The sequence below is a fragment of the Aeromonas allosaccharophila genome (assembly GCF_000819685.1).
In the GTDB taxonomy this organism is placed as follows: domain Bacteria; phylum Pseudomonadota; class Gammaproteobacteria; order Enterobacterales; family Aeromonadaceae; genus Aeromonas; species Aeromonas allosaccharophila.
Window position 1 is genome coordinate 1 of sequence record NZ_CDBR01000002.1, and the last position, 12,634, is coordinate 12,634.

Annotated in this window: 7 protein-coding genes; all 7 read right to left on the minus strand. The window is 53.6% G+C overall.

The features are described 5' to 3' along the window. The coding region (locus tag BN1115_RS22050) for a retention module-containing protein (RefSeq protein ID WP_244152176.1) at window positions 1-2,774 on the minus strand (2,774 nt) is incomplete at its 3' end. 265 nt (window positions 2,775-3,039) lie between these two features. Next, entirely contained in the window at window positions 3,040-4,965 is a 1,926-nt protein-coding gene (locus BN1115_RS00165; RefSeq protein ID WP_042655556.1) for an EAL domain-containing protein, read from the minus strand. Window positions 4,966-4,968: 3 nt separating this feature from the next. Next, window positions 4,969-5,721, minus strand: coding sequence for a transglutaminase-like cysteine peptidase (locus BN1115_RS00170; RefSeq protein WP_234606357.1), 753 nt, complete (start codon window positions 5,719-5,721; stop codon window positions 4,969-4,971). A 135-nt stretch (window positions 5,722-5,856) separates the two neighbouring features. Further along, window positions 5,857-7,176, minus strand: coding sequence for a TolC family outer membrane protein (locus BN1115_RS00175; RefSeq protein ID WP_042655557.1), 1,320 nt, complete (start codon window positions 7,174-7,176; stop codon window positions 5,857-5,859). Between the two features lie 38 nt (window positions 7,177-7,214). Then, on the minus strand, window positions 7,215-8,648 hold the full coding sequence (locus BN1115_RS00180) for an HlyD family type I secretion periplasmic adaptor subunit (protein WP_175566106.1): 1,434 nt from the start codon (window positions 8,646-8,648) through the stop codon (window positions 7,215-7,217). Continuing rightward, window positions 8,641-10,785: a type I secretion system permease/ATPase gene (locus BN1115_RS00185; protein ID WP_042057686.1), complete on the minus strand. Its 2,145-nt coding sequence runs from the start codon at window positions 10,783-10,785 to the stop codon at window positions 8,641-8,643. The genes BN1115_RS00180 and BN1115_RS00185 overlap by 8 nt, the downstream gene beginning before the upstream one ends. A 374-nt stretch (window positions 10,786-11,159) precedes the next feature. Beyond that, complete coding sequence (gene mnmL / locus BN1115_RS00190) at window positions 11,160-12,089, minus strand: tRNA modification radical SAM protein MnmL/YtqA (protein WP_042655558.1); 930 nt, start codon at window positions 12,087-12,089, stop codon at window positions 11,160-11,162. Window positions 12,090-12,634 lie beyond the last annotated feature (545 nt).

The window sequence follows — 12,634 nt, forward strand, 5'->3', positions numbered from 1 at the left end:
GCACGCGCCGTCGGCACGTCGTCCTGCACGTCGATCACAAAGCTGCCCGCCGGGAAGCCGCCTGTCAGCGGGTCACCGTCACCGTCGGTGGCATTGAGCACCCCGGAGAAGTCAATGCCCAGCCCCGGCAGGGTTTCGCTATCATCGCCATCCGCTAGCGGATGGTCGAGCGGGGCCTTGAGCGCGAAGCTATAACTGCCATCCGTCCCCACCGTCAGGGTGAACACGGTTAGACCTCCGTCCCCTGCGGTGGCGGTCAGGACACCGTTGACCAAGCTGTAGACCAGCCCCTTGCCATTTGACATGAGGTTCTGGCTCAGCAGGGTGCTGAAGTCAGTGCCGAGGATAACGCCGCCCGCGCCATCGGCACCGAAGCTGACCAGCGCGAACAGGCTGCCCTCCAGACCAGTGGCCACCAGAGTCTGGCCACTGTCGGCATTGCCGCCGGTCAGGGCATCTTCATTAACCAGTCCGCCTACTGGCTCGAACGCTTCATCGCGCTCAACCAGCTCCGGCACATCGTCTTCCACATCGATGACAAAGCTGCCGCCATTGAAGGTGCCGACCGGGTCGCCATCACCATCGGTGGCCGTCAGTACGCCAGAAAAGTCGATGCCCATGGCCGACAGCTGCTCACTGTCGTTACCATCTGCAACCGGATGGTCCAGTGGGCCACTCAAGGTAAAGCCGTAGCTGCCATCTGCCCCCACGGTCAGGGTAAAGACCGGCACACCACCCGCACTGGCTGTCAGCACATTGCCCGTCACACTGTAGCTCAGCGCCACCCCGCCACTGGTCAGGGCCTGCCCTTCCAGGCTGCTGACATCACTACCAAGACCAAAGCTACCGGCCCCATCGGCACCAAAGTTGACCAGCCCATTGAGGGTGCCAGCCAGACCGGTTGTGCTCACACTCTGGTCAGACCCTTCGCTGTTGCCGCTGGTCAGCGCATCTTCGTGCACCTGACCGGCAACCCGAACCGGCGCCTCTTCACCACCAGCCAGTACCGGCACATCATCTTCCACGTTGATGGCAAAACTCCCCGCAGGGAAGCCACCTGTCAGCGTGTCTCCGTCACCATCAGTGGCTGTCAGTACGCCAGAGAAGTCGATGCCCATGGTTGACAGCTGCTCACTGTCGTTACCATCTGCAACCGGATGGTCCAGTGGACCACTCAGTGTAAAGCCGTAGCTGCCATCTGCCCCCACGGTCAGGGTAAAGACCGGCACGCCACCCGCACTGGCTGTCAGCACATTGCCCGCCACACTGTAGTTCAGCGCCACCCCGCCACTGGTCAAGGCCTGCCCTTCCAGGCTACTGACATCACTGCCAAGGCCAAAGCTACCTGCCCCATCGGCACCAAAGTTGACCAGCGCATTGAGGGTACCAGCCAGCCCTGTTGCGCTCACACTCTGGCCAGACCCTTCGCTGTTGCCGCTGGTCAGCACATCTTCATGGACCAAACTGCGCACAGATTGTTCTTCCCCATCAGCCAGAGTTGGTATGTCATCCAAAATGGTGACATCAAGGGTATCGCTGGCCGTATCACCATCACTATCGATCAGTACAACGCTGAAGCTTTCGCTCAGGGAGTTGTCATTGACGGGTCTTGTATGGTTTTCATTATCGCCAAGGGTATAGCTGTAACTGACTTGCCCTTCACCGGTCGCGGGGTTGTAGGTCACCGCTGTGATGGTCAGTACATTTCCTAATGGGCTGATAATGGACTGTGGAAACGACGCGCCTAACTGGCCATCGGTGATCAATGTAACGCCCCCCAGAGTCAAGCTCTGGACGCCGTCAGGAGCATTGAAGGTAAACACCCCACTTTGAGTCAAGGCTGCAGCGTTGGGAGCCGAGCCATCCGCTAAATTGGTATCGCTGACTTGTACCTCACCCCCTTCCCGATCCAGCCCAGCCAGATCTACTTCTTCATCAACCGGAGTGATGGAGATAACGAGTGTTGATGTCACTGTGTCCTGGCCATCAGTCACCTGATAATTTATTGGGGGAACGGCGCCATCATAGTTAGGCGCTGGCGTGAAGGTATAACTCCCATCCGGATTGATGCTCAGCGTGCCCACACCAGTAATAGTGGCATCAACTCCAGCAGGCACACCGATGTTGATACCCCAGTCATATGAAACGATAGAGGCATCAGCTGGTCCATCAGGATTGGTGCTATTTTCGAGCAGATTACCGCTGACCTGAGAGTCTTCGAGGGTCACGACGGCTTCACTCAAATCATCAAGTTGATTCTCAAGAATTAAATCTTCTGCCTGATTTTCATTGATAACGACACCTGTATCGTAAGTAGTATCAAAACCGGCCTCGGCAATGGTCGCATCACCAGTTCGATCGATAGTGACAAAGCCACCATTACCACTCGCTCCGGCGACGCCTCCAATACCGCCACCACCACCGGCAGCAGGAGCACCACCAGCTGCAGAAGCCTCAAAATTCTGAGTAGGGTCCACACCTTGCAGAATCGATTGCTGCAATGCGGCAATATCGGAAGGGGCGCCTTCGGTGGGCGAAGCTCCTTGCGGTTGACCTGGCTCAACCGACTCGGAACCCGTAGGTGAATTCTGTGCAGGTGTGTCGTCATAAGGGGAAAGTGCCAGCTTGGCATCATCCGCTATGGTCAACTTGGCTCCGGGTTGGAGGATTTCACCTTTTTGCAGAGGGCGGCTGCTTCCATCAGCCAACACAATCTCCACATTCCCTTCGATGGCTGAGACAACCACGGACTTGTCGATAATTTGGGTACGCATATCCATTGCTCCAACGTGACAGATCTTGATGTCTATACCGTAGAAGGAGATAGCGTTCTGTTCCGTTGCAAAAATGTATGCATTTCGATCTGCATCGAACAGGTACACGGAAAAAAATCGAAGAGTTCAGTTTTTTCAATATAAATCAGAGCTCTATAGGCAGCCCCATTCAGCACTACGTGTACTTTGATTATATAAAGATGGAGAAAAGAGAATAGATAGATATAAAAATGACCCCATTCGGGGCCATTTTATGGAGTCTTATTCAAGACAATGGGAAGGCGGGGTGAACAAATCCCTGATAACCATCGATATGCAACTTGGAGAGCAACTCGACTTGATGTTGATCTTCGACACGGGTCGCAATGGTGGTCACACCCGCATTGTGTGCAGCCCGGCACACTGCGGCCAAGAATGAGGTGTCAGCTCCTGGCTCCATAACCTGGCTGGTATAACCATGGTCGACCTTGACATAAGCTGGCGACAACTCCTCCAGATAACCCAGAGACTGGAAGTGACGACCATAGTGGTCAACCCCCCACTGGAAGCCATGTGCCTGCAAAGTACCCACCAACGCAGCGACGTTATCTTTATGCTTCATGATGGCGACTTCAGGTATTTCGAATAGCAGCCGCTCTTTCAACTCGACATGATCGGTAAGATAGCGCGTCAACCAGGTTAAAAACTCATCCGAGCAGAGCGAGCCAGCAGTGATGTTGATCGCAAGCACCAGATCAGACTGCTTTTGCAATAAAGGAACGCAGGCATCGAGAACCGCCTGGTCAAACTCGCCACCCAGTTTGAACTGTTCAATTGCGGGCAAGAACTGGCCAGCAAAATAGTCTGTGCCATCACGGGAGATAGAGGCAAACAGCTCGGCATGCAACCTGGCGCCATTATCGAATCGGCAAGCTGGTTGGGCTTTGAAACGCCAGAGTTGCCGTGAGATGGCATCTTGGACCAAATCTCGCCAAGCCAAACGCCCCATCAAACCTTGTTCGGTGCCCCCTTCCATCACGACAGCACCACGGCGTTCATTGCGCGCCTTGCCAAGCGCATTATCGGCCTTGGTCAACAAGGCAGAGAGATCATCATTACCATCACGACCGGCAATACCGATGACGGAGAGCGCATCGCCTTCGCCCATTGGATTCACCACCAGATCGGCGATGCGGCTATTAATCACTTCAGCCAATTCTTTTAGTTGATTGAGATCATCAGTTGGACAGAGCAGCGCATATTCCGTCGCGGAGATCCGAGCCAAGGCTGCGCCATCCCACCCTTTTAATTGCTCTTTCAAGGCCTGTGCGATCGATTTGACCATGTTGTCTCTGGCCGCAAAGCCTTCATCACGATAGATATCGTCCAGCATATCGACCGCAACCAGCATGACACCACCTTGACCAGCCTCCGCTATCCATGCGTTAACCTGCCCTACAAAATAGGCACGGTTGCCAAGGCCAGACACAGCGTCGACATAAACCCGCTCACGCAATTTCTCGGCCTCATCGGCTTGCTCTTTGAACTGCAACGCCAACTTGCCTGAGAGGGTATTGATCGCCTGAACAACCTGTTTCAATTCATGGGTGTTAGGCTCCGGTATCGTATGACCAAAATGGTGCAGCTCAATCTCGACTGCCTGTTCACAGATCTGTTTGAGTGGCTTGAGCAAGTAATTAAGTGCTCTCATCAACAAAATCGTGGTGATCAAGAAACCGACCAGAAACCAGCTCGCCAGTTCGCTCATTCCGCGCCACAACTCGTAATAAGCCTGGCCCGGATGGCCAACCACTTTTAATTTTCCAAGCTGCAGCCAGCCAGACGTCAGAATTGACTCGTTGGATACCTCGGGAAACAGCCCCAAATTGATAAACCACTGCGGCACACCCTGAATGGTGTTGGTATTTTCCTGCTCGATAACATCCTTTGATGCCAGCAGATCGAGGCGAACCAGTCGATAATAGCCGCCATCAAAGATGGCCTGGATCACCGACTCGGCACCGACCTTGTCACCATTCTCCAGATAGGGGGTGAGCGCAAGCCCCAGTGAGGTTGCCGTATTGATGACCGTTGTTTCCTGTTGCTGCGCCAGATAAGTGCGGGTTGAATTGAATTGCACCCAGTATGTGGCCGCAAATAACAATCCAAACAGCAGCAGCATGGTGGCTAATAACTGTCGATAGAGCGTCATAGGTTAATCATCCAAATTCACCACAGGCCGAGCCAATCGCCCCGATGTCATGCGATTGCGTAAATCATTCCATAATCCCAAGCGAGATGATTGACCAGCCAGTTCCCCTTGGCCACGCGCCTTCATCAACCACAAGTGACTACCGTTAAAACTATAAATAGGTACCAGATCCCGACGTTGACTTGCAGGACGGATAGAACCGATAAGATTGTCCAAGATCACCGGGACCGATGATGGCGTCTCGTAATAGGCAACAACCATATGAAACTGGTTATAATCGAGCGCCTTGACGTAGACCATCCTCATTTTTTCGTCCGGGATACCCAATTCAAGCAAAGTTGAATATTTGGCAATACTGAAGTCTTCACAGTCTCCCCCGGCGGCCCCCAAAAACTCCAACGGGGTTGCCCAATAATCTTTCTTGCGCCACAACTTGATATCGTCAATAAAACGCATCCGATTGAAAAAATTATTTACCCGTTCGAGCTTTTTTTCTTCGCTCAGTGCTCTGCCCTTCGTCTCCATGACCAGCATACGCCAACTGGTGACACGCTTGCCGGCTCTGGCGCCGTAAGTCTGCTCCGCCCGCTTGATCAAGTTGAGATCTTCTTGTGGCAAAGGCTGACTGGCACAGAGCAACAGTGAGAAGGGTAACAGCAGGATCCATAGGGAGTGGCGCAGAGCACGTAGGGCTAGGTATCTCCATTCATTGAGGAGATAACACCATCTGCCACCGATCCCGCGCTGGAGTGTCACATCATATTCCTGCTGCATTATTGCTGCTGCACTCCTCAAACCCCGTGCAACCACCTGCTTTAGCCAAACATGGTGACTGCCAGCAGCAGTCACCATGATGGCGTCCATCATCCCGGCGGGATCATGGGCAAACGGTTATTGCTTGGCCTGCCATTCAGCGGGTTGTTTGACGCTAAATGCATTGAGCAGGCTGCCTGTCGCGTTAAGAATGCGATAGTCCGCCAGCAGTGCATCATACTCGGCAGTGATGTAGCTGCGACGCGCCTCGAACAATTCGTTCTCGGTGTTCAATACGTCCAGCAAAGTCCGTTGACCCAAGCCAAACTGCTTCTTGTATGCCTGTACGGTATCGTAGCTGGCGTCAACATGCTCTTTCAGGAAGGTTTTTTGCTTGGCCAGCGACTCTTTCGCGTTCCAGGCCAGACGAGTACCTTCCTCCACCTGGCGGAACGCATTCAGATGAATGTCTTTCGCCTGAGAGTAGAGAGCCGATGTTGCATTGCTCTCTGCCACATCAGAACCGCCACGGAACAGGTTGTAACGCATCCGCACCATGGCGGTCAGGTCATCGTTACGGCCTTTGACCGCATCGATATCCTCATTCCAGTTCTGATCGACCTCAAATGTCACATTGGGGTAGAAACCGGACTTGGCGCCTTCATGCTGATACTTGGCCGCTTCGATATCCTGCAGTGAGGAGAGCAGGGTCGGGTGGACTTCGGTCGCCGTTTTCAGGGCAGTATCGAGGCTGGTCGGAATACGCTCGGTATTGGGAACCGGCTGTACCAGATCTTTGGGAACCTCGTTGACGACACGAATAAATTCACTCTCTGCGTCGCGATAGTTGTTCTCGGCAGCGGCCTGATTTGAATAGGCTCGGGCAACACGACCATCGATCTGGGTCTGGTCTGCGGTAGAACCCAGCCCCGAATCAGTCCTCTTGCTGATGTCGCTGCGGATCTGTTCGTGGGTTTCCAGGTTCTGTTTGGAGAGCTCCAGGATCTCCTGCTGGCGCAGCATATTGAGATACACCTCCGCCACCCTCAGCGCAGTGTTCTCTGCCTCGGAGATCATCGCCAGACGCTGGGCATTGGCTTCAGCTTCTGTTCGGGACACGTTGTTGCTGACATCAAAGCCATCAAACAACATTTGCCGTAAACTCAGTCCTGCCTCTTTACGCGTCAGTGAATCATCGCCACTGAACACAGGAGAACGAGTTGTAGGGCTGTCCGTTTTTTCATAGCCTACGCCACCACGCAGATCGATCGTAGGATAATAGCCACCCTTTGCTCCATCATGCTGATAGAGGCGTGCCTGATAAAGATCAAACGCTTCCTTGATCTTGGGATGCGTTGCGAGTGTCTGTGCCACCGACTCTTCCAGAGTCTGAGCCTGACCCAGGCCGGGGATCAGGGTGATGCCACTGACCAGCATGGCAACAATCGTTTTTTTCATGTTATCTCCAGTCATGTTTTGTTTTTTAGATTGTTGGCTTATCGTTCTCTCAGTGCCGACTGCCTTGCCCTTAATATGGGTTTCAGCAAATAGTCTAGGACACTTTTTTTACCAGTAATGATATCAGCACTGGCTAACATACCGGGGATGATGGGAAGTGCGTTAAGCTCATCGCCCAAGTAACTCTTCTCGGTACGCACCCGAACCAGATAAAAGGAGTTCCCCTCCTCATCCTGGATCGAGTCCGCACTTATCTGTTCAACCTTGCCATGCAATCCTCCATAGATTGTAAAGTCATAGGCAGTAATTTTGACGATGGCCTCCAGCCCTGGACGCAGGAAGGCAATATCTTTCGGTGATACTTTGGCCTCCACCAGCAAGGTATCCTCCAGCGGCACGATCTCCATCAAATCCATGCCGGGCTGAACCACGCCGCCCAAGGTGTTGATCTTGAGCTTTTTGATGGTGCCTTTAAGCGGTGCGATCACACTGGTGCGATCCACCCTGTCTCGCAAGCCGACCTGCCCCTCTGACAACTGGCCAAGCCGCCCCTGCTTCTCATTCAGTTCGGTCTGAGAGTCTGCCCTGAACTTCAGCGCAATATCGTTGCGCTTGGAGATGGTCTCACGCAACACCGAATTGAGTTTTGGAATAAGCAGGCGGTTGCTCTCCAGCTCCCCCTGCATCTCGTTAACCTGACGCTCCAGCTTGATTAGCTCCACTTGAGGCACTATACCTTCTTTCGCCAGCGGACGGCTGATATTCAACTCTTGTTTGGCCAAATCCACACTGCGGTTCACGGTGCGGATTTTGGCATTCAGCTCGATCAATTCCTGCTCTTTCTGCTCGATCTGCTGACCAAGAATATAGAGCTGGTTCTTCAGGTTATTCAGACGATCCCGCTGTACAGAACGCTCACGGTTGGCATATTCGGCAAATACGGTTTCATAACCATCGGGGAACTGGATAGGTGCCTCTCCCACTACTACTTGTTCACGCCATCCCAGCGCAGGCTCATTTTTCACCTCGACACTGGCCATCTCGGCGCGCAGACGAGCCACATCCCCTTTCAGGGTGACCACCTCCTGCTCACGCTCGCGAAAATCGGAGCGGAAACGGGTGTCATCGATGCGCAGCAGTGGCTGCCCCTTTTCGACGATGTCGCCCTCCTTGACGAAGATCTCTTTGACGATCCCCCCTTCCAGGTTTTGGATCACCTGCAGTTGGCGGGATGGGATCACCTTGCCCTGACCCACGGTGACTTCATCAAGCTCAGCCCAAGCCGCCCAGACGATGGCGCTCATGAAAAAGAGGAAACAGCACCATAGCAGGATGCGAGCACCGGTCGGTGTTGTCAGCAGTACAGCCGCAGCACCATCATCGACAAACTCCAGATGCTCGGGTGCCGGCAATACATCGCCGGAAGGCGCCTTTTTGCTGCGCTTGAACCAGCTCATGATCCCCTTAACCATGAGACACCTCCTGCACACGCACCTTGCCTTCCTTCAACTGCTGCAACACCGCCTCTTTGGGGCCATCAGCAACAATTTGCCCCTGTTCGATGACGATCACCCGTGACGCCACATCCAGCATCGAGGTCTTGTGAGTGATGAGGATCAAGGTGGTTTCCGGGCCGAGTCGAGCCAGCTCCTGTTTCACCTGCATCTCTGACTGGTTATCCATGTTGGAGGTCGGCTCATCCATCACCAGAATGGGGGGATCATTGAGCAGGGCGCGCGCCAGCAAGATTGCCTGACGCTGGCCACCGGAGAGCTGGCGGCCCCCCTCGCCGATCTGGCGGTCAAGCCCGTTGGGATCCCGGTTGGTAAAGTTGGTGACGCCCGCCCGCTTGGCGGCACGCAAAACCCGCACATCATCCACCAGGGGATTGCCCAGCATGATGTTGTCTCGCACCGAACCAAAGAACAGGATGACATCCTGCGGGACACAGCCGATATTGCGACGGATCACTGCCGAGGGCAGTTGATCCAGTTCAAATCCATCGATGCGCACCGAGCCATCGGTCGGCCGATACAGACCCATCAGCAATTTCTCAAGGGTCGTTTTGCCTGCACCAATCCGGCCGATAATCGCCACCTTTTCACCCGGCTGAATACGCAAATTGATATTGTGCAGGGTACTGGTTTCCATTCCCGGATATTTGAAGGAGACATTTTCAAATTCAATGCGACCGGCAATCACCGGATGATGAATATATTGCTTGCCCTCCTCCTGCTCCCCCGGGGTTTGCATGATTTTTTCCAGAATATCCAGCGCAGACTTTGCCTGGTTATAGCGGGTCGATAACACGGAGAGCTGCACCATAGGCGCAATGGCACGGCTGGAGAGCATCACGGCAGCAATCATCCCCCCCATGGTGACCAAGCCTTCGGATATCTGGTAAACACCGACGATCACCAGTCCGACGGTCACCACTTGCTGGATGTAACTGGCCAGCGATGACATGGAGTTGGTAATGCGGCGGGTCTGCACGCCCCAGGTGGAAATATGAGAGACGGCCTGTTCCCAGCGATGCTGGAACATACTCTCGGCACCGAAGATCTTGACGGTTTCCAGCCCGGAAATACTTTCAATCAGGTTGGCGTTTTTCTGGGAGGCCAGACGCGAGCCCTCTTCGATGGACTGCTTGAGCGGCTCTTGTATATAGAAGCTGTAGGCGACCAGGATCAGCATGGCCACGATGGGCACCACCACCATCACGCCGGCAAACATCCAGATGATAAAGAGGAAGAAGACGGCAAAGGGAAGATCGATAAGCGTCGAGACGGTCGCGGAGGTAAAAAACTCCCGCACCGATTCAAACTCCTGCAGATGTTTGGCGAAAGCACCGGTAGAGGCGGGACGAGACTCCATCCGCATGCCCATTACCTTGGCGAAAATCTTGGCCGACAACAGCACATCTGACTTTTTACCGGCGATATCGATAAAGTAGCTGCGCAACTGTCGCATCACAAAATCGAAGGTAAAAACCACCATGGCCCCGACCGCCAGTACCCAGAGCGAATCAAACGCCAGATTGGGCACAATCTTGTCATAGACGTTCATGGTGAACAGCGGGCTGGCGATGGCAAACAGGTTGATCAGAATGGAGGCGATCAACACATCACGATAGATGCCGCGGGATTCGAACAAGGTGCTCCAGAACCAGTGACCATCACGGGTTTCCAGCACCTTGGGCGAGCGTTCGTCAAACTTGAACTGCTTCTTCACATAGAAGAGGCGACCCAGATACTCATCACCCAATTGGGCCGCCGTCAGCCATTGCGCGGCATCTCCAGCTTGCGGGAAAATCACCTTCCCCTGGCTGCGATCTTCGTTCCATTCCAGCAAAATACAGGCGCCACCACTGCGCATCTGCAATACGCAAGGCAGCAGCAAGGGAGAGATATCGGCCAATGGCTGGATCACTTCACGGGCGGATAACCCGCCCCGTTCGGCAGCGCGGCAAAATAGTGCGGTAGTCAGGCGTCCGGAGACCAGTGGCAACCCTGTCGTCAGGGCATCCTGACTGTTGGGCACACCATAAAAACGGGTCAAGAAGACCAGACACTCCAATAACTCATCAATACGACTTGTTTCTGCTTGCATAGCATCCTGTCACTGCATAAATGAGGCCGACACGAGGAATAACCACTCATATTATCCTGCAATAGCGACTCTCAACACCGAGTCACACTCCCACTGAGGTGCCTGTTCAGTAGATAAACCGGTCTGGATAAAGCGCAACCTTCCCCATATTTACCAGTCAGGAAACAATTGCAGCATGATTCATTATTGGTAAAGCATGATTTCATCGATGTCATGCTAACACGCTAACCAGAGTGAATGCCGATGTTAATTGATAACGACATTTTTTATGGCGCATCACTATATCAACCGAAACGTACCAAAACTATAGTTTACGGTATGAACTTTTTTATATAACCCTATGTTTTTTGTAAAAATAATAACTACGCACTCAATTATAGGTCAGGAAGTATGAAGGGTCTTCCCAGCGAGTGACCTTGCGGGCCGCTCAATGAGAGGGCTTTGGCAATGTCCGCCATGGCCGTCCAGCGATTTTCACACCAGACCGGCGCCAGCAGGGTCGGACGGCGCGCCGATGCCGAGATCCGGTGATACACCACCTCGGGCGGCGTGTGCTGGATCATGGCGACAGCTGCTTCCACATACTGCTCCAGCGTCAATACCTCAAGCCGCCCCGCTTGCCAAGCCTTGCCAAGAATACTGCCCTCTACCACATGAAGCGGGTGCAGCTTGATCCCCTCAACGCCGGTCGCCACGATGCGATGCAGGGTATCGAGGCTGTCCATCGGCACTTCGCCCGGCAGGCCGACGATCAGATGAGCACATACCTTGATACCACGCTGATGGGCACGTCTTACCGCATCCTCATAGGCAGCATAGCCGTGGCCGCGATTGATCCGTTGCAGGGTCTTGTCGTTGGCGCTTTGCAGCCCGAGCTCCAGCCACACCTCATAGCCCCGAGCCTGATAGCCCGCCAGCAGATCCAGCACCGCATCCGGCACGCAATCGGGGCGAGTGCCCACACAGAGTCCCACCATATCGCTCACCGATAGCGCCTCTTCATACATGCGCTGCAGATACTCGACCTCGGCATAGGTGCTGGTATAGGCCTGAAAGTAGGCGAGATAACGCTTGGCACGGGTCACTTCGTCGCGGCGTGCCAGCAGTTGTTGCACCACGGAGAGCTGCTGGGCCGACTCGTCCGCAAAAGAGGAGACATTGCAGAAGGTGCAGCCACCGCGGCCCAGGGTGCCGTCCCGGTTCGGGCAGGTGAAGGCACCGTGGATGGAGAGTTTGTGGATCTTCTGACCGTGACGCTGCTTGAGATCCTGACCGAATGTATTGACGAGTTCGTGTAACTGCATGACACCTCCGCTAAAGGAGCGTCATTGTACGAGCTTGCGCAAAACAGGGGCTGAGCTGGATCAAGCTAGCGAAGGGGGCAAAACATATAAATATCCGGTCAAATTTGAATAAATATAGAGAAAAAGCGCAAAAAATGGAGTCGGGCAGATCGTTGACCATTCCAACAGTAAACGTTCATATGAAAATGAGACCCGATAACTCACTGTTGAACAATGAAAATTTCAAAGAGACCCGACAGCACACAATTGCAAGCATGGGATATTGAAAATGTGATCCCTTCCGCTGTCAGCAACGTCGGGTTGGTAAAATTACTACATTCACCCACAGTCGCTGAGCGCACCATTGAACCTTTCAATGGCGATATATTTAACCAACAAAATCAACTTATACAGAACAACCACAGCATCTAAGCCAATTAATCCCTCCAATCCGACATTTTGTTATGCGAATGTAACCACAAAGACAAACCTGACCTGCGATTGACCTCGCCAGAAAATCCCATTAGTTTGGAGATTCGCCACGTCAGGCAGACGGAACCACAAGA

Coding starts and splice junctions, on each gene's coding strand:
- BN1115_RS00165 (WP_042655556.1), bottom strand. CDS start 4,965: ATGACGCTCTATCGACAGTTATTAGCCACCATGCTGCTGCTGTTTGGA.
- BN1115_RS00175 (WP_042655557.1), bottom strand. CDS start 7,176: ATGAAAAAAACGATTGTTGCCATGCTGGTCAGTGGCATCACCCTGATC.
- BN1115_RS00180 (WP_175566106.1), bottom strand. CDS start 8,648: ATGGTTAAGGGGATCATGAGCTGGTTCAAGCGCAGCAAAAAGGCGCCT.
- BN1115_RS00185 (WP_042057686.1), bottom strand. CDS start 10,785: ATGCAAGCAGAAACAAGTCGTATTGATGAGTTATTGGAGTGTCTGGTC.
- mnmL (WP_042655558.1), bottom strand. CDS start 12,089: ATGCAGTTACACGAACTCGTCAATACATTCGGTCAGGATCTCAAGCAG.